10 protein-coding genes are annotated in these 20,210 nt (G+C 46.6%); all 10 read left to right on the forward strand.

Going from position 1 to position 20,210, the window contains the following annotated elements; all coding sequences use genetic code 11:
• Positions 1–326: 326 nt before the first annotated feature.
• The 10 genes from MHH93_RS13550 to pulA (MHH93_RS13595) all read left to right on the forward strand — a co-directional run bounded on the left by MHH93_RS13550 (position 327) and on the right by pulA (MHH93_RS13595) (position 20,114).
• The gene (locus tag MHH93_RS13550; protein ID WP_500054435.1) at positions 327–2,663 is read left to right on the forward strand and encodes an AraC family transcriptional regulator; all 2,337 of its coding nucleotides are present in this window, start codon (positions 327–329) and stop codon (positions 2,661–2,663) included.
• Positions 2,664–2,945: 282 nt separating this feature from the next.
• Positions 2,946–3,899 carry an ABC transporter permease gene (locus MHH93_RS13555; protein WP_017686861.1) on the forward strand — a complete coding sequence of 318 codons (954 nt, stop codon included), beginning with the start codon at positions 2,946–2,948 and terminating at the stop codon, positions 3,897–3,899.
• A 45-nt stretch (positions 3,900–3,944) separates the two neighbouring features.
• Complete coding sequence (locus MHH93_RS13560) at positions 3,945–4,817, forward strand: carbohydrate ABC transporter permease (protein WP_062835838.1); 873 nt, start codon at positions 3,945–3,947, stop codon at positions 4,815–4,817.
• Positions 4,818–4,886: 69 nt separating this feature from the next.
• Positions 4,887–6,386 carry an extracellular solute-binding protein gene (locus MHH93_RS13565; RefSeq protein WP_500054436.1) on the forward strand — a complete coding sequence of 500 codons (1,500 nt, stop codon included), beginning with the start codon at positions 4,887–4,889 and terminating at the stop codon, positions 6,384–6,386.
• A gap of 24 nt (positions 6,387–6,410) precedes the next feature.
• Complete coding sequence (locus tag MHH93_RS13570; protein ID WP_500054437.1) at positions 6,411–7,523, forward strand: glycoside hydrolase family 88/105 protein; 1,113 nt, start codon at positions 6,411–6,413, stop codon at positions 7,521–7,523.
• Positions 7,524–7,704: 181 nt separating this feature from the next.
• A complete protein-coding gene (locus MHH93_RS13575; RefSeq protein WP_500054438.1) occupies positions 7,705–9,216 on the forward strand; it encodes an extracellular solute-binding protein in 1,512 nt (503 codons plus the stop codon).
• 348 nt (positions 9,217–9,564) lie between these two features.
• On the forward strand, positions 9,565–10,824 hold the full coding sequence (locus MHH93_RS13580; protein WP_500054439.1) for an S-layer homology domain-containing protein: 1,260 nt from the start codon (positions 9,565–9,567) through the stop codon (positions 10,822–10,824).
• A 105-nt stretch (positions 10,825–10,929) separates the two neighbouring features.
• The gene (locus MHH93_RS13585; protein WP_500054440.1) at positions 10,930–14,514 is read left to right on the forward strand and encodes a DUF5704 domain-containing protein; all 3,585 of its coding nucleotides are present in this window, start codon (positions 10,930–10,932) and stop codon (positions 14,512–14,514) included.
• 187 nt (positions 14,515–14,701) lie between these two features.
• Positions 14,702–16,756 (forward strand): type I pullulanase, encoded by a 2,055-nt coding sequence (pulA, locus tag MHH93_RS13590; RefSeq protein ID WP_500054441.1) that lies wholly within the window; start codon positions 14,702–14,704, stop codon positions 16,754–16,756.
• A 481-nt stretch (positions 16,757–17,237) separates the two neighbouring features.
• Complete coding sequence (pulA, locus tag MHH93_RS13595) at positions 17,238–20,114, forward strand: type I pullulanase (RefSeq protein WP_500054442.1); 2,877 nt, start codon at positions 17,238–17,240, stop codon at positions 20,112–20,114.
• Positions 20,115–20,210: the final 96 nt, after the last annotated feature.

Consider the following 20,210-nt stretch of genomic DNA (forward strand, 5'->3'; position numbering starts at 1 on the left):
AGGCGATTTATGATATCCGCTGTTCTTAACTAAGTACAGGGATCTGGCGCATCATGAAATACACGTATGCCATATGGGCACAAGCTCAATGGAAGGCCAAACTCCTGAATATGAAACTTGGTTAGTTAAGAACATTCACCGACATTAAAAATCTCTCCTTTGATTGAGGAATATGCAACCAATATAAACTGGAAATTGGTTTGAAGTCAACCTTTAGAATAAATGAGTGGACTTGAATAAGAATGGGTTTTAAAATAACAATAGTAAAATAATCCAATGAAAGCGATTTATTTTAATAAACATACGTATAAAGGAGGATGCTCTTCTTGCCGAAGTATTTACTGCGTTTGCTCTGTTTTACCTTGATCCTCGGAGCCCTTCCGGTCATTGTTATTGGTTCGGTCTCGTATACAATTGCATCACGTGACATTGAACAGAAAGTGCGTGAGAGCAATCTTCAGATATTGCATCAGACCCAAATGAGGGTAGAACAAGTTCTGCGCAGCCTGCAATTATCATCCATCCAGTACGTTAATTCGCCCTTGGTACTACAAGCGATGAAGAAACCGCTGGACAGCAGCGAATTTCAAGAGATTCGTGACCTGACGTCAGGCTTTAACAACTTGCAAGCGGTTACGAACATTGACCAAGCCTATCTGGTTAATCTGGACGAAGATTGGGTTGTTTCGATGCGTTCTTTTGGCAAATTGGATGATTTCAGCATTCGGGACCGGATTGGTTCTTATCTGACCTACACTAACAGCCTGTTCTGGGTCACTCAAAATGCTAGTTCAGCCAAAGAAAGTGTACCGGTGTCAGCTGGCATGGGGGAACTGACATCCGAACAGGCACCTACTCTCATATCATCGGATAACGTGGTCAGTATGGTATTCAAAATCCCGATGATGCCAACGAATGTGAAACCAAAGGGATTTCTTGTGATTGATATCGCCGATACGGAAATAAGTACTTTTTTGAGCCGAAATGCGAATTCCGGAGATATGTACGTTCTGGATCGGGAGCAAAAGTATTTTCTGAACGATGTGCAGCAAGATGGGAAATACGACACGCTCAATAAGGAAATTGATGAAATGGTGCGAACGACGGGCCAGCCAGAGGGTTTCTTCAGCTCGGAGGTGGAAGGTAACCAAGTGGCGGTTAGTTATAGGCAATCTCCACTTAATGGCTGGTTATACGTGTCGGTTGTATCTCTTGGACAGATCACGGCCCAGTCACAGAAAATTGCATTGGTTACCGGTGTCGCTACACTGGTCATGTTATGTGTAACGGGAATGGTCGCCATATACGGCAGTCGGCGGATGTATTCACCGATCTCCAGACTGCTGCAATTTACGAAAGGTTTGGATTCCCCAGTTATCCCATCAGGACGCCGTCAGGATGAATTTATCTATATTGAGGAGCAATTGTCAACCTTGTTCAGTTCCGAGAAAACGATGCGTGAGCAGATGAAGGGGCAGCATGTGCATCTCCAAGAGTTTTTTATGACCAAACTGCTAACAGGCAAAATCTCGGAAGAAGATTTCAGATATCAGGGAGAAATGTACGATTTTCCGACAGGATGGGCGAGTCTTGGTGTACTCATGCTCCAGATCGATACGTTGGAAGGGACACGATATGAGGAACAGGATCGAGATCTGCTGCTGTTTGCTGTCAACAATATGGTAGGTGAGCTCCTTCCTTCAGGAGTTCGGTTCACGCCGGTTATGCTGGATGATGCTCAGGTCACCGTACTTGCCTCCGAACTCACGGATGAAGTGAATCTTAAGGAATGGATGCACACCCAGGCAGACTGGATTCGCGAACGTGTCGTGACGTATCTGAATCTGCCCGTAAGTATCGGGATAAGTCGTTCATACACTTGTATTGGGGATACGCCAAGGGCAGTTCAGGAGAGCCGAGAGGCTCTGCAAGGCCGGGTAAGTCTGGGTAGCCGTATTATTTTGCATTATGAGGATATACAGCCACGTGGTCAGATGGAGGCTGCGTTGTATACCCAGTTACGCATGATTGAAGATCAGCTGGCTTCGGCGCTCAAGCAAGGAGATGAAGAGAAGACAGACACCTACTTTAAGCAATATTTGGGGCTGCTTGCAGACAAGAAGCTTCATTTCAGTGAATACCCCGTCATTATGGTTCAGTTATTGTCTCGTGTATATCAACTTGTGCAGGAGCAAGGTGGGGATGTAGCCGAGGTTCTGGGTGAAAAAGCATCCATGTCACATTTGCTAAAGTTGTCCACATTGGACGAAATGACCAATTGGTTCCGCAAGCGGCTGTTCCTGCCCGTCATCCGTTTCTGGCGAGAACAGGAAGAATCCCAATACATGAATATTGCAAGGCGCATGATACGTTTGATCGAGGAACGTTATGATCGTGAATTGTCGCTGGAGGCCTGTGCGGCTGAGCTTAATTTTCACCCTGTCTACCTAAGTCGGGTATTCAAGAAGGAAGCCGGAGTCAATTTTACGGAGTATCTCGCAGAATACCGTATGGAAAAAGCAAAGACCTGGCTGCAAACAACCAATCTTAAAATATCGGAGATTGCTGAGAAATTAAATTATACCAATCCAACCGCATTTATCCGTACGTTTCGCAAAATCACAGGAACCACCCCCGGCAAGTACCGGGAGCAGCAGCGATAAAACATACCTGCTCTGCCTGCCATGGCAGGCAGGCTTTTTCATGTCCAGGAGTTGGGTGAAGACCGCTTTTCTCCATGAAGTTAAGACAGGAATATAGAGGTTGAAAGCAGTTCATTGCGTCGTTAGATTCTATGAGGAAATTGAGCTAAACCCTTGCTACATAAGGAAAAACAAAAGGCTAAAAGGAGATGATAGCCAGTCATTCGTTTATCCTCCACAATGAAGACATGAATTCAGGAAGTGATATTTTGTAATCGTTTCCAATGTGGGGAGGAAGACAATATGAAAGCCGAAACGGCGGCTCGAACACGGCCCGCTACCCGCAGTGACAAAAACCTGCTGTGGAGGGACATTATCAAAAACCGGTGGCTCTATATCATGTTAATACCGGGTGTGCTTTACTTTGTTATCTTCAAATACATACCCATGTATGGCATTACGATGGCTTTTCAGGATTACACGCCTTACAAGGGCATCTTGGGAAGTGACTGGGTAGGGTTCAAACATTTCCAGCGTTTCTTCGGGGAACCACAGTTCTGGACATTGTTTCGAAATACGTTTTTGCTTGCCATTTATAACATTGTGTTCTTTTTCCCACTGCCGATTGTACTGGCACTTATGATGAATGAGGTTCGCCGTGAACGGTTCAAACGATTTGTACAGACTCTTGTTTATGTTCCACACTTTGTTTCCTGGGTTGTTGTTGTCGGTGTATTCTACATGCTGTTCACAACTGAGGGTGGTGCGATTAATGAATTACTCTATAACCTGACTGGACAAAAAGTGGCGTTCCTGCTTGAACCAGGTTGGTTCCGAACCATGATTGTCGGACAGTCCATCTGGAAAGAAGTCGGTTGGGGCACAATTATCTTCCTTGCAGCACTTTCCGGTGTTGATACACAGCTCTATGAGGCTGCCCGGATTGATGGCGCCAATCGGTGGCGCCAAACCTGGCACATTACTTTGCCGGCCATTCGCAGTACAATCGTCATTTTGCTCATTCTGCGTCTGGGCAATTTCCTGGATACTGGCTTTGAACAGATCTTCCTGATGCTGACTCCAACGAACCGGGATGTGGGCGAGGTATTTGATACCTACGTGTACACGAAGGGTCTTACCCAGGCACAGTACAGTTATAGTGCTGCTGTCGGGTTGTTCAAATCGGTCGTTGGGCTGGCGCTTGTCCTTGGTGCCAATACGCTGGCCAAAAAATTCGGGGAGGAAGGCGTCTACTAACCTTTGGGTATAGGCGTTCTTCACCAGACAGGAGTGAACATTAAGATGCAACAGGATAAAACGTGGGGCAACCGGATCTTTGATTTTGTGAATCATGGCTTGCTGCTGTTGATTGGAATCGTGACGGTCATCCCTTTCATTTATATTTTGGCCGTCTCATTTACCAGTCCACATGAAGTGGCTAAGGGAGGATTCATTCTTTTTCCAAAAGAGTTCTCTCTGGCTGCGTACCGTTACATTTTCTCTACAGATACGTTGATTCGCAGTCTGGGTGTATCGGTCTATATTACGGTGATTGGTACCTTCATTAACCTGCTGTTTACGTCACTTATGGCGTACCCGCTTTCCAGAAGATACTTGCGTGGACGTCAGCCCATTTTGCTCGGTGTATTGTTCACAATGCTCTTCAGTGGCGGGATGATTCCAACCTATTTTGTCGTGAAATCCTTGCACCTGACGGATACGTTGTGGTCGCTGATGCTGCCTACTGCTATTAGTGCTTTTAACTTGATCGTACTGAAAAACTTCTTCCAGGCCATTCCCGACGAACTGGAGGATGCAGCCAAAATTGATGGATGTAACGATGTCAGCGTATTGTTTCGGATTGTACTGCCGTTATCCATGCCAGCCATGGCAACCTTTTCACTCTTTTACGCGGTGGCCCACTGGAACAGTTTTTTCAGCGCTGTTATCTATATCAACGATAGTGAGAAGTGGCCTGTGCAAGTCTGGCTACGTGAGATTGTCATCCTTGCACAGAGCCGAATCGGAGACACAAGTATTGAAGAGACCGAGATCCAGCCGCTGACCATTCGCATGGCCGTTATCGTATTCTCCACGATCCCGATCATGCTGGTGTATCCATTCCTGCAAAAGCACTTTGCCAAAGGAGTAATGCTGGGTTCGGTGAAAGGTTGAGTTGTCACAGGGTTCAAAGTCAGGTCAATATGGCAATTTTACTGCATAAAAAAGGGAGGTTTTCATGTTATGAAAGCAACAAAAAAGAAAGCCGTAGCTGTCTTGAGCACACTGGCACTGGTGACAGGGTTGCTGGCAGGATGCGGATCAGACGAGGGTCAGGCTGCCGAGGGCGGCGTACAAAATGTATCCATAGCCATTGCACAGGTGGGTGATGTGCCAAGCAAAGGCAATGAAGTTCAGCAAAAGATTGAAGCGTATACCAATACCAAACTGGATATCCAGTGGATTCCGGCTTCAGCTTATAATGACAAAATTAACGTGATGATCGCTTCAAGCGATATGCCAAAAATTGTGAAGGTGCAGTATAACCCGACCGTGACCAGCGCGATGCGTAATGACGTGTTCTGGGAAGTGGGGCCTTTGCTGAAAGACTATAAAAATCTGTCGGCTCAGAACGAGCGTTTTTTTGACAACATCAAGGTAGAGGGGAAAATCTACGGGGTTCCAGTTTTCTCGGATATTGCGCGGGCTACGGTGATCTATCGCAAGGACTGGTTCGAGAAGCTGAATCTGAAGGTGCCAACCACACCGGATGAATGGTATGAAACGATTAAAACACTGGCTACTTCCGATCCGGATGGAGATGGACAGGATAATACGTTTGGATTGATGCTTTTCAAAAAATATAATGAGGACCAATATTCCTTCACGACGCGCCTTGGCGTAAGTTTTGGTGCACCTAACAAGTGGAAGGTCGAAGAGGATGGCAGCTTCACGCCTGAATTCATGACACCGGAATATATGCAGGTGCTGGATCTGCTGAAACGGTTGTATGATGAGAAACTGCTAAATCAAGACTTTGCCGTATTCGACTCTACGGAAGCGGAGAAAAAGTATGATTCCGGTGTTGTGGGTATCCGTGTTGGTGTTGCTCAGAACGGAAAAAGTCAGCAAGAGCGTCTGTCCAAAAACAATCCGGATGGTGTGGTAGACATCGCTGGTTTGCTTGGACCAAACGGAGATCGTGTTGCAGGACAGACGGGTAACTCGGGAATTCTGGCATTCCCTAAATCGACTGTGACATCGGAAGAAGAACTCAAGAACCTGCTCTCTTTCCTGGATAAACTGATGGACCCTGAGATGGCTACCCTGTTGATGCGTGGTATGGAAGACAAACATTACACCAAAGTGGGCGAAGATCAGGTAGAGATGAGTGACTTCGATGCATTCCAGCGTGAAGTGAAGCCTTACCGTGACAACCTTCCTTATGTCGAAGGGTATAACGTACCGAAATTGAAGGATACCGAACTGGGCGAAAAAGGTACGGCACTTGCCAAGGAACTGGCAGAGCACGCTGTGCCAAACCCTGCGCTAACGCTATATTCTCCAACATATGGTGACCGCGGGGCGGATCTGGATCAGGTGATTGCCGATGCACAAACCAAATACATTATGGGCAAGATCGATCTAAGTGGCTGGGAAAAGGAAATCGAGAATTGGGGCAATGCTGGCGGAAACAAGATTCGTGAGGAATATGCCGAAGATTACAAAAAACAGGCTCAATAAAGAGCCGGAAGCGGAGGCTTGATCATGAAGGAAACACTTCAACTCACATCGGTGCGCATGGCACAGCAATTCATGGAGAGTTATCGCAACCATGAGCTGTACTCTACTTGGCATTATGAGAACGGCTGCTTACTGAAAGCGCTGGAGGAGCTGTATACGTACACGGGGGAACAAAAGTATTTTGACTACATCCGTGAGCTCATGGATCATTTTGTTCAGGAAGATGGCTCGATTCGCTCCTATACGATCGAGGAATATAATCTGGATCAGATCAATCAGGGGAAATCACTGTTTCTGTTGCACGAGAAAACGGGGGAAGAGAAGTACCGCAAAGCTGCGGAGTGGCTTATGACTCAGCTCAAGGGACAGCCACATACGAGTGAAGGCGGGTTCTGGCACAAAAAGATTTACCCTTTCCAAATGTGGCTGGATGGATTGTACATGGCTACTCCGTATCTCACCCAGTATGGCGCAATGACGGGGGAAGAGAAGTGGTTTGACAAGGCGGCTCTACAGCTTTTGCTGGTGGAGCAACGTACACGTGATCCGCGTAGCGGTCTCTTGTACCATGCCTGGGATGAGAGCAAAGAACAGCGTTGGAGTTCGGGAGAAACGGGCTGTTCCCCACATGTCTGGAGTCGGGCGATGGGCTGGTATGTGATGGCGGTTGTAGATACATTAGATTATCTGCCGGTAGATCATCCGCAGCGAGGGCAGATCGTGGGTATCTTCGAACGCGTAGCAAACGCCCTGGTGCATGTGCAGGACCAACAGACCGGACTATGGCCACATTTGCTGGATCAGCCGGGACGAGAGCGGAACTATCTGGAGGCTTCGGGCACCTCCATGTTTGTCTATGCATTGGCCAAGGGTGTGCGTAAAGGGTATCTAAGTGGCAAGTTCAAAGCGGTTGCGGAAAAAGGATATCAGGGTCTGTTGCAGCATCTGCTGCAAACGGATCGTGAAGGCGTGCTGTCCTTGACGCAGTGTAATGGCGGAGCCGGTCTTGGAGGAAGCCCGTATCGTGATGGGTCCTATGAGTATTATGTGACCGAGTCCGTTCGGATTAATGATCCGAAGTCGGTTGCTCCGTTCATTTTGGCGGGAGTGGAGATTGAACTTTACAAGTCCAACTAACATGTACATGAGAACGGAGAGGGCAGAAATAATCTGAGGAAGCGAAGCGTTCGCCTTTATCCCCGGATTTTCCCCTTTGTAAAAGGGAATCAAAAAAATCTGGGGATAACAGCGATCTGAAGGTTGTTCTGTCATCGGAGTGGTCTGTGTACATAACCTTATCCAAAAGGAGAGATGGTTCATGAGTCCAAAAGGTCCAATGTCCCGTTTAGGTGGAATCGTTGTAATTGGTGCAATGTCCGCTGGACTACTTGCAGGTTGCGGGGGAGAAAAAGCGCCTGCTGCAGGGGAAGGTAAACTTCCCATTTCCATCTCATTAATGCAGGTAGGTGATATACCGGCCAAGGAGAACGGGATTGAAAAGAAGATTGAGGAATATACCAATACGGATGTCAATGTGCAGTGGATTCCGCAGTCTGCTTTTGATGATAAAGTGAACGTGATGGTTGCTTCAGGCGAGATGCCGACCATCATGCGTGTGAATTATGTACCGACAACGTTTAATGCCGCCAAAACGGGATTGTTCTGGGAACTGGGGCCATATTTGAAGGATTATAAAAACCTATCTGCCCAATCCGAGGCTTATTTTAACAATATCAAAATTGAAGGCAAGGTCTACGGTATTCCGAACTTCCGGGATATTGGACGGACTGCGATCGTATATCGCAAGGATTGGTTTGATACATTGAAGCTGGATATACCGAAAACTTTGGATGAGTGGTATGAAGTGATGCGAGCTATTCGGAAGGATGACCCGGACGGGAATGGTAAGGAAGATACGTACGGTGCATTATTATTCAAAAAGTATAATGAGGGTGTTTCTTCCCCACTGACGAGGATCGCTGTAAGTATCGGTGGCGTTAATAAATGGGGAGTGGACGATGCCGGGAAACTGACACCGGAGTTCTTGACCACCGAATATGTGGATACGATGAAGCTCTTCAAGCGTCTGTTTAGCGAGGGACTGATCAACAGTGATTTCCCTGCCCTGGACCCTTCTGATGCAGACAAAAAAATGGATTCGGGCCTCGTTGGTATGAAGCTGAACGGTGTGGCTCAGAACGGAAAATCTTCTCAGCAACGACTTACGCCAAATGCTCCGGATGGAGAGATTGATGTAGCTCCGTTCCAGGGACCCGATGGTATTCGCATCGCCGGAGAGCCTGGGAACTACGGAATGCTGGTCATTCCGAAAGCATCCGTTACGGATGAGGAGCAGTTGAAGCAGGTTCTTACGTTCCTGGATCAGTTGATGGATGAGGAACTGAGCACGTTGCAGCTCCGCGGGTTGCTCGATGTGCACTATACCAAGACGGCTGATGGGAAAACCGAACTCAAGGATTTTGACGCTTATCAGCGTGAAGTGAAGCCGTATCGGGATAATTTGTTAAGCATTGAAGGTTATAACGTAGCTGAACTGGTCGATGTTCCGATTGGTATGAAAGGTACAAAGATGGCGCGTGAGAATGAGCAGTACGCCATCGCCAATCCGGCCCTTACATTATCTTCGGCGATTTATACCGAGCGTGGTCAGGAGCTGGATCAGATGATCTGGGATGCACAGACGAAGTACATTATGGGTAAAATCGATGATGCTGGTTGGGAGCAGGAAATCGCAAGCTGGAGAAAAGCCGGTGGTGATCAATTGATTACGGAATTGGAAGCATCTTATAAGGAATTGAACGGAAAATAAAGCTGTGTGAAATAAAAAAAAGGTTGATCAAATGGAATGATATGGTTTATTCTATGAGTGAGTTTATTTTTCCAATAGCATACGAAAAGACCACACCCTTAAAGCATAAGGCTATGAATCTGCGGATTCATGGCCTTTTTTGTGTTTTAAACGAATGAAGTGGGTCTGTAGAAGGAGTGTTGCACGCCTTGAAGTGATGGGGACGAACGAAAAATAATACCAATAGCCTAGATAGACATGGTAGAATATTGATTATTATGGCAAATTTAGGTTTTGGTTATGAAGAGAAGTGACTAGGTTGACCAAGTAAAGCATCCCCATACTAAGGTACATAGGAGCGTGAGTAGATTGAAGAAACGAATTGAAGGTCATGAGAAGAAGAAAAAACGGAATGTTTGGATCGTAGGGTTGGTAACGACAGCTGTATTGGCAGCCACACTATTACCGATTAGCCCTGTACATTTTATGTCAACAGCGAATGCTGAATCGGGAACGAGTGGCACCGCCCTTAGCAAGTTCAAGGATATCAAGGGGCATTGGGCTCAAGCCACTATTGCCAAAGCTTATGAAAAAAATCTGATCTCTGGTTATCAGGACGGAACATTTCGTCCCAACGGTAAAATCACGCGTGGGGAATATGCGACAATTCTCGCCCGCGCGACTGGACTGGAGAAGGTTGAGGAGCAGAATCCCTTTGCAGATCTCAAGGGACATTGGTCTGAAGCTGCGGTTAGCCAACTTGTTGGACAAGGATTCATTAACGCGGGTGATTATGCCAAAGGGTTCAATCCAAATGCGGAGCTGACGCGTTACGAGATGATGAAGTGGATTGCCAATGGACTGATCAAGTCCGGCAGCAGCTTCCAAGATGCTTTTAACGATACGAAAAATACGCTGCTTCCTACACCGGAAGTGAACCGTGGCACCATTCGTAGCGAGCAGATTCCTTATCTTGCCCTTGTTCGTGGGACAGGCATTGTCGGTGGATTCCAGGATGGCACATTAAAACCCGCCGATTCTACCACTCGTGCAGAAGTATCGGCTATTTTGCTACGTTATATGGATGTAGAGGGCACGGATGCCGGGAAGTATAGTGACCTGAATGAAATGAGAGAGGTTGGCACGACGGGTACGAATTTAACGACGATTAGTAATTATGAATATAGTTCAGGTTCGGTCATGATATCTGATTTATCGAAAGGAAATATCAATTTAAGCAATAAATCGGGTATATTAAAAATTCATCGTTTTATCGTTGTAGATGCTACTCAAAATAAGCCGAAGGGTATTTACGCGAAGCTCTTTCTTCCGGATAAGTACGCTAGTGGCTCCTATAGGACTTTTGCAGATGTTTCATTTACATCTAACTTAGAAACCTCGAATTTAATTACATTTAACCAAGGTCTTTCGGATTCGTTAATACAATTTAATCGTCTTGATTTAGATTTAGCTAAGAAACAGAGTAATGTGACAATTCCTATGGACTCAGGAGAACTTATAAAAAAAGGATTACAGAAAAGATTTTGGACTACATCGACTTTAAGGAATAAATCGTGGTCTTATTTTCTGAAATCAGATACAGAAGGAGAATTTAAAATTCAAAGGTAGCCTTATCAGGATGGTGAGCAAGTTGTAATGAAAAAGCTTAATTATTTTTTTGCTATTATTTTAGTGAGTATATTTATTTCACAAATATTATTATTGTACTTACCTATGAACATTGTTCATGCTGCTACAGATGAGTATGGACCTAAATCTATGAAAAACCCTCGAAAGGTTACAATATTAGCCACTCCTACTGTAGGGAGGCCAGGGGTATATTGGTACCAAGTGGATAGCGGACAATTTAGAGCTGACCATGCTGGGGGACCAACTTACGCGAATAATGCAGGGAGTTGCTCCAGTCCATTTCCTGCTGCTACAGAAGTTCCAGATAGTGTAGATTTCAGTAGATGGCCTGCAGAAAACTGGCCTGATTATAATTCCAGACGAGTAGAAGTCTCAAGTATCTTTAATGTCCGAATCCATGATGTTAATTATCAGGGGAGAGCAGATCAAGATTCATATACTGGTGTGGGAGACCCTACCCCACCTTTTCCTTCAACAATTGTTGCAATAAGAACAATTACTGGAGGGTACCATATACCAACTGAGAAGAGCCCTTTCGCAAATGGTGGGCAAACAACTGCGGGCTGTCCTAAATACAATGCTTCTTATTTTACACCCATGGATATCATCTGGGAAGGTGATTTGGAAGAAGAAAAAGAAATTGATGTAACTCCAAATAAAACCCTTACCTTAGGTCAAACTCAGCAGATGGAAGCCAAGGTGAAGACGAAAGGTTATGGTGCGACAGCTTTCGGTGAGGGCATCGACGTATCCCGAAGGGAAACGGAGATCAAATGGTTTTCTTCTGACGAGACAATTGCGAGTATAGAGCTCAAAACAGGGATGTTAAAAGCTGAGAGTCCAGGCACGGTCACTGTGCGTGCGATCTGGAACAATGGTACATATCTAATCTCGGATACTGCCACTATAACAGTCACGTCTGAGCCAGGACTCGTTGTGAATCTGCCGAATGCTTGTAAAGCCAATACGACACCTTTACAGGCAGAAGCCGTTCTAACCAAACCGGACCGCACTGTTCATAAATTGACAGCTCATCCCAAATTGACGTGGCAGAGTTCGAATCCCACTGTGGCAACGATCGGTGCTGATGGCAAAATCACGACAAAAGGGATCGTGGGTAGCACTACCATTAAAGCCCATTTTCTTGATTCTGCTCAGCAACTGGATGAACAAGGGACTCAGGTGCTTGAGGTGAAGGACTGCACGAATAATGGAGAAGGTGGTAATGATGGTGATCCGGGGGGCGATCCTGTGAATGCTTGCCCTGTGACCATCAGCCCACCTAGTAGAGGCACGGTTATCGAAGCATCGGTTATGGACCCGTCTGTTCGTGGTGTGTTGAAGGCGGACGATCAGGGATCTGAGAAGTTCGATGTTACCCGTGGTATTCCGACTTCGGAAGATCTCTATGCCAATGTCTTGGCGAAGGAATATCTGTTTCAGCACCGTTGGGTAAACATGACAGGAACGGTGACTTACACCGTTAATGTGAAAAGGGTTTATCATAAAACCTGGACGATCCCTGGAAGAGCGTCTAGTGGTGAGGGGGATCCAGGAACACCTCCGGAGCCCAGAGAACTTGATGTGCCTGGGGATAAAACCATGCAAGTAACAAGGACATATAGCTATTGGCAGATCGATAACCTGGAGGTATACAAGTTAAATGAGGCAAAGGTATCTAACTATGCGTTAGGTGGTTATGGTGATACCGTGACCCTGACGCCCAATGCATATACACCACCAACTTTGCAATCGGTTATGGATACTGCGGTCACCAATCATGTTAAACCTGCGCCATGTCAAGAAATTGATCTTGGCATCCGAGGGGTTCCGGGTGGTTCGGATGAACCGCCTACGCCGGATGAGACGTCATTGTTTCAATCTGAAGCTGAAGCGAAGGTTAGAGAGAACACTGTGAATAACGACAAGGTAACCTTTAATGGGACGACGATTATGGACCCCGCTCCAGTAGCAAAATCAGCTCCGCAACCGGGAACTCTCCCCCAGCCTGGCATGATTGGGGATCTTGTTCTATACCAGAACCGACTGACGATCAAGAACACATTGATGAACAAAGCTAACCAGCCGACCACGGGTGAGATTACGTATGGATTGCTCCCTGGCAATGTTAACGGAGGGCAAGATCAGAAGTTCCCCATTCTGGGCATCAACTCGGTAACGGTACATACTCCAGTTGTGAACTATGCCTGGGTATCAGATGATCAGCCGCATAATCAGAAGACTACGCCTGATCCGACCAGAGCTGCACTTATCCTAGAGCGTCCATTTATTGTACGAATCCCAACTTCTGGGCAGCACCTGGACGCTGCGAGTTACCCTGGTTATGGGAACCGTGATTATGCGAAATATTTCCGGATCAAACAGGTTCGTTTTCCATTCGATGTGTATAACGCTGCCAGAAGCCAGTTTATCCCGGCTCTGACTTGGGTGGATATTCCGGTAAATCAGTTGGACACCCCTTTTTATCTTCCTGTATGGGTAGATGAAGGAAATTACCATATTGAGTTTCGTAATATTGCCGAGAATTCACCTGCAAACTTTACAGAACAACAGGATGCCAACACAAATCTGACCCATCATGTCGCAGCAGATACCGTTGCTGTAGAGGTTATCGGACGATTGTATGATTTTCACATCACCGATATTTCAGACTACAACTGGGAGAATGTGTTCCGTAAACGGATGGGCAGCCCGGAACCAACGGGTGTGAGCTACTGGACCGGAGGAAACAGTATCGACGGAGATCCTCGAGGTAATTTGGCTCCCTATGTTCTGCCTATTCGTCCCGGAAGCCATCCGGTACAAGGTTTCCGAAATGCAGCGGTGAAGACGGGTTACCATTTTAAGTTTGATCTGAAAACCAAGGGCAATATGTTTGGGAAACAGGATGGTATCCGAATCACGCCAACGTTCTCTTTTGTGAGTAAAGATGGCACCAGCCTGCAAGAGGTGGATTTATACTATCATCGGGGACAGGAACGACTTATTCGTATCGGATCGGCACAGGATCTAGAGAAACGCTTTGTTGTGCTGAACTCACGGTTACGGAACGTACCTGGTACGGAGTTAGGTGATACAGCGCGCTACCAGTATACTTATGAACTGTCGGAGGAGGAACGCAATCAGGTTTCAATGGCGGAACATATGGTTCGTTTCGTGGATCAGACCTCTCATCATAAAACATGGGTAGGCCGTTATGACTGGATGATTCTTCCTTCACAGATCCGTACACTCATTGGCCCAAAAACAGATATTCCCGCCAGTGTTAATGTGGATCGGGCGAATGCAGCGATTCAGCGCTGGTATGGGGAGTATAGCTTGCCAGCCGATGTATATGCAGCGCCCAAAGGAACCGATCTCGAAACCCTTGCCAGACAAAACCAGTTGGATGACAAGTCAAAGGTATTTCTGAGGGACGGTTACATTGTAGTTAACTTCGATATCGAAACATTGCGCAGCGGCAATACAAAAGCACCACATCTGCAATATATTCATGCACCGTTGATGAATCAATGGCAAATGGAAGGTTTTGATAACAGCCCGATAGATGGACAGGGAAGAAGCTGGCCGATGCATGATGGGGACGTGGTTCTGTACCATGCCGATCAATCCAGTCGTAATGATTTCCAATCCCAGGTACCGCATTAAAGAGAGCATTTTAACACTTCAAGAAGGCAGACGTGATGTGAATCTACATGACGTTTGTCTTCTTTTGTGTAATTAGGATTATGGTTGGGCAGCAGAACGGGTATAAAGACTAAAGAGCACTCGTATCATCCATATTTATAAACTCATAAAACTCATCAATTTTCTCAACGAGAGGGGAACAATACACATGATTGAAGAAGATAAGCAGGAAGTAATGGTTCCAGATGATACATACAAAGGTAGAGATTTAGGTGTCACCTTAGAAGCACAAGCCTGTCGCTTCAAAGTCTGGTCACCGTTAGCCGTCCAGATGGAACTACTTTTGTATCCACCTTTGACAGGAGGGACCCCGGAGGAAGAGCCGAATCAACGGAAACAGCAGGCATTACCGATGCAGAAGAAAGAGCAAGGCATATGGGTTCTGGAACTGGAGGGCGATTTAAATAGCTATCGTTACATGTACAAGCCTACTTTTGAAGATGGACATTCACCTCATGCTGTAGATCCCTACGCACGAGCAGTGACCATGAATGGAGAAATGGGCGTAATTGTTAGACTTGAGGAGACAGATCCGCAGGGATGGAGTGAGGATATTCGCCCGGAATTGACCAGTCCTGTAGATGCAGTCCTGTATGAACTACATGTACGTGATTTTTCCATTCACCCCTCATCGGGTATAACGAATAAAGGCAAATACTTGGCTTTTACCGAGACAGGTCTGCGTGATTCGGAGGGCAACACACTAGGGATCGATCATCTGGCTGAACTCGGGATTACCCATGTGCATTTGCTACCCGTATTTGATTTTGCGACGGTGGACGAATCCAGCGTAGATAGTGATACGACGGATGGCTCCAACTATAATTGGGGATATGATCCGCTCCATTACAATGTCCCGGAAGGTTCCTATGCATCACGTGCAGACAACCCGGAGACACGAATTCGTGAATTCAAATCATTGGTGCTTGCCCTCCATAACAAAGGAATAGGTGTCATTATGGATGTGGTATATAATCATACGTTTGATACGGCAGGCAGCTCTTTTGAAAAACTTGTTCCAGGGTACTATTATCGTCAAAACGCTGATGGAACCTATAGCAATGGTTCAGGTACAGGCAATGAGGTGGCTACTGAACGCACCATGGTACGCAAGTTTATCATCGACTCGGTCCGTTACTGGGCAGAGGAGTACCATGTGGACGGTTTTCGATTTGATCTGATGGGCCTGATCGACACTACTACGATGAAACAGCTTGCAGCGGAATTGCATACCGAAGTGTCACCTTCCATATTGTTATATGGTGAACCATGGGGCGCACTGGATACGCCACTTGAAGATGATATGACCCTGAAAGGAACGCAGCGCGGGGCGGGTTTTGCTGTGTTTAACGATAATTTTCGCGGAGTGATCAAGGGAGACAGTGATGGAATGGGTACGGGATTTGCGACGGGGGCGGACGGGAAAGAAGACGAATTGTGGACTGGCGTCCGGGGAGCCATTCAGGATTTTGCGGACGGTCCGTCTGAGACGATTAACTATGTAACGGTGCATGATAATCTTAACCTATGGGACAAAGTCGCACGTACACAAGGGCTCCACGATGCTTTGAATTTTCTCACCTATGATGAGGATGGTCGTATTCGCGGTTGCGAAAGTGTGGAAGAGGCTGTGGAGAAGGCAAAGCCTTACCTGCAGATTGATCCGGAGCACATTTTGGAGAATGAGACCGTTAGGCGTTGTCTGCTTGCCAACGGTATTGTTCTAACCTCCCAGGGGGTTCCCCTGATCGCCGCTGGAGACGAGCTGCTTCGCAGCAAATATGGAGATGCCAACAGCCACCAGAGTGGGGACGTGGTCAATGCCATACATTGGGAGCAAAAGCAGCTGTTCAAGCCCGTGTTTGACTATTATCGTGGGTTAATTCTTCTTCGGCGGGAGCATCCAGTATTTCGGCTTCGTACACGGGAAGATATTGAGAAGCATATTCGTCTAATCGAAAAAGGTAATGGACTGCTGGCGTATGAACTGAACGGTACAGCAGCCAGCGACCCTTGGGAACGCATTGTTGTCATCTATAATGCGGCAAAAGAAAACCGCGATATCTCTGTTCCCACAGGGACATGGAATGTGATTGTAGAGAGAGGACAAGCAGGCGTGGATACGATACGCACCGTACAGGACGAACAGGTACATGTGAACGGGCTATCCATAACGGTGATGTATTCCAATTCGAATTCCTGATCGACCCTAATCCCCAAGCAAGAGAATGTAGTGTGCAAGTAAAAGGGAGAGTGCTTGCAAGGACATGTCCAATTGTCCTGCATATTGGGTGAAAAATGAAAATGAGTCGCTCTTCCAATCGGAAGGGCGATTTTTTGTCGAGTCAAAGAGCGATGGCTCGACCATAAACAGGAGTTTGTTATACTCGGAAGTACTAGAGCATCCGCAAGTTCAATGCCTAGCTAAGTATAGCTTTGCTTGGAAAGCAAATGACATCCTTCAAATTATTCGTGTATATTTTCAAACTTTTTTGTCGGGACAGGTACAAATGCTGTCAATCTATAGCGCTCATTTTCATATCTATATTTTGAAAGCGATTGCTAATTGAATACACAAATTGAACCGATATGATGAGTACAGACAACCCCGGGTTGACAAATCACGTCCCACTCCGTAACATCGGGACAACACGAAAACAATGGATATAAAGGCGGTGGGAACGATGCCGGAATGGACTTCTTTTCGTTACGAAGGCAACGATCTTGGCTTAACATATACTCGTGCTGCAAGTACCTTTAAATTGTGGGCACCTACGGTACAACAGGTTATTATATTGGTTTTTGAGGAAGAAGGGCAATACAACGAGGATGGCAAGGTGCAAGAGCATGAGGGTGGACGGGAACATTCCTTGACTCGCGATGCGGACGGAATATGGACTTTGGAGCTTTCAGGCGATTGGGCAGGATATTATTATATGTACCGAATCATCCATAATGATCAGCGGACTGAAGTCGTTGTTGATCCTTACGCCAGAGCGGTAACGGCTAATGGGCAAAGAACAGCAATTATCGATCCTGAGACCACCAACCCGGTCGATTGGGATCTGGATGTCAAACCTGCTTTCCTGCGTCCTATCGATGCTGTGTTATATGAGTTGCATGTCCGTGATTTCTCCTCAGACCCACATGCAGATATTCCGTATAAGGGAAAATATCTGGCATTTACAGCATCCGGACTGACAGATCAGGCCGGCAATAGTATTGGCGTAGACCATCTTGCTGAATTGGGAGTCACTCATGTACATCTTTTGCCTGTGGCGGATTATCAGACCGTGAATGAACTCGCTACGGCAGACGTTGGTTCGAATGTCAGAGCACCATACAACTGGGGATATGATCCGCAACATTATAATGTTCCCGAAGGTTCCTACGCTACCGACCCTTGTGATCCGGCAGTTCGAATTCGGGAGTTCAAATCACTCGTACAATCGCTGCACAGGCAAGGCATTCGCGTTGTACTTGATGTTGTCTATAATCATACGTATAGCGTGGAAGAAGGACCTTTTGAACGGATTGTACCGGGCTATTACTATCGTTATCGGGAGGATGGAACCCTTAGTGATGGTTCTGGTGTAGGCAATGAATTGGCGACAGAACATCCAATGGTGCGAAAATACATTCTGGATTCTCTCCGTTACTGGGCAGAAGAATATCATGTGGACGGTTTTCGATTTGACCTTATGGCCTTGATTGATACGGAAACGATGAATGAATTGACACGCGAATTGCGGGAGCAGATCGATCCGGCATTTCTGATCTATGGGGAACCTTGGACGGGTGGAGATTCACCCTTGGACCGCAAAACATTAAAAGGAACCCAGCGAGGTCAAGGATTTGCTGTATTTAATGATCACTTTCGCAGCGCAATCAAGGGGGATAGTGATGGCAGCGGCAGAGGATTTGTCACGGGTGCCGGAGGACAAGAATATGAGATTCTCAGAGGACTAGCCGGAGCTCTGGATGATTTCACATCTTCACCTGTTGAAGTTGTCAATTATGTAACTGCCCATGACAATCTCAATCTATGGGATAAAATAGCAACAACAATGAACCTTAGACATGAATTAGGATTTCCCGCATGGAAGGACGGACAGCCCGTGGGTGGCGGGAGTGCTGAGTCCGCTGTAAAAGCAGCAGATCCTTATCGGTATGTGGACGCAGATGATGTTTTGGATCATGAGATGGTGCGTCGCTCGTTATTGTCCTCTGGCATTCTGCTTACTTCTCAGGGAATTCCGTTTCTGCATTCAGGAGATGAGATGCTCAGGTCCAAAGCCGGTGATCATAACAGTTATCGGAGCGGGGATGCGGTGAATGCCATCACATGGGCCAACAAATCCCGGTTCAGACCGGTATTCGATTATTATCGTGGTCTTATTCATTTGCGGCGAACACATCCCGCATTTCGTATGATTGATGCTGAACAGGTACGAAATCATCTTCGTGTAATTCGTGCGGATGGCAATGTCGTTGCCTTTATACTTCAGGATGGTGCGAATCAGGACACCTGGAATCAGATTATGGTCATCTATAACGGAACGGAACATGAGCAGCATGTGGACTTGGGGGAAGGGGACTGGCATGTCGTTGTCAATGATCATCAGGCAGGTACAGACCTGATCGAGACTGTTCGTGGTACTGTTCAGGTAGAACGATGGTCATTAATGGTACTGTATGACACAGAGCATGCTGGAGGCGCTGAACCGTCAACAGTGGAGATTAGTTTTCCTCGCCAGGTATATAGTCCAAAGGAGACGACCCGACTGCGAGCGATCGTACGGGACAGCATTGGCAATGTGGTAGAGAAAGCCCCGGTTAACTGGACTTCTTCTGATCCGGATATTATTCAAATCGAGATTGATGGAACAATCCATGCACTGGAACGAGGGGAAGCTTCGATTACAGTGCACTGTGGAATTATAATGGCAAATTGTATGTTACAAGTGGATTATCGTCATGCTGAGCGAATCGAAATTGTGGGCGAACCCGTCATGTACATGACTCGAATCAGTCGCTTCCGTGCCTTGGTTCTGGATCAATTTGGTCAGCCGCTTCAGGATTCGCATATACGCTGGAGCTCTTCTCATCCAGAATTTGCAGCGGTGAGTGCAGCAGGAGTCGTCCGTGCGATAACATCTGGAGTAACCCGTATTATTGCTGAAGCTGGAGGAATAAGGGCATCTCTTGCCGTGACGATTCATAAACAGATTTCGCGAACCGTCACGCTTCGATATGAACGGGATGACCAGCAATATGAAGGTTGGGATGTTTGGGTGTGGGGCACAGGTATGGAAGACGGTGCAGTAAGTTTGGAACAAGTCGGTAATGCCGCCGAAGCCCGCTTCCGCGTTGCTCCGGGTCTGCATCACCTGGGATTGATCATTCGATTGAACGAATGGGAAGCCAAAGATACGTGCGGAGACCGTTACGTGGACATTGTACCTGAAGATGGGGACGTGCACATTATTGTCCGTAGCGGATCAGACGAGATGCAGATCATTCGCGAAAGCGAAAAAACGGAGGATCGTGATAGCGCATAGTTTCTTTATTGATAATGCCGAACGTAGTTCGTCAAAACCTTGATAAACCAGCAGTTGGAAGAGATTCCGACTGCTTTTTTGGTTTAAATATATGAA

Origin of the sequence: Priestia sp. FSL H7-0729 (assembly GCF_038005685.1) — a bacterium.
Lineage (GTDB): Bacteria > Bacillota > Bacilli > Paenibacillales > Paenibacillaceae > Paenibacillus.

Coding starts and splice junctions, on each gene's coding strand:
- pulA (WP_500054442.1), top strand. CDS start 17,238: ATGCCGGAATGGACTTCTTTTCGTTACGAAGGCAACGATCTTGGCTTA.
- MHH93_RS13575 (WP_500054438.1), top strand. CDS start 7,705: ATGAGTCCAAAAGGTCCAATGTCCCGTTTAGGTGGAATCGTTGTAATT.
- MHH93_RS13565 (WP_500054436.1), top strand. CDS start 4,887: ATGAAAGCAACAAAAAAGAAAGCCGTAGCTGTCTTGAGCACACTGGCA.
- MHH93_RS13555 (WP_017686861.1), top strand. CDS start 2,946: ATGAAAGCCGAAACGGCGGCTCGAACACGGCCCGCTACCCGCAGTGAC.
- MHH93_RS13585 (WP_500054440.1), top strand. CDS start 10,930: ATGAACATTGTTCATGCTGCTACAGATGAGTATGGACCTAAATCTATG.
- MHH93_RS13570 (WP_500054437.1), top strand. CDS start 6,411: ATGAAGGAAACACTTCAACTCACATCGGTGCGCATGGCACAGCAATTC.
- MHH93_RS13560 (WP_062835838.1), top strand. CDS start 3,945: ATGCAACAGGATAAAACGTGGGGCAACCGGATCTTTGATTTTGTGAAT.
- pulA (WP_500054441.1), top strand. CDS start 14,702: ATGATTGAAGAAGATAAGCAGGAAGTAATGGTTCCAGATGATACATAC.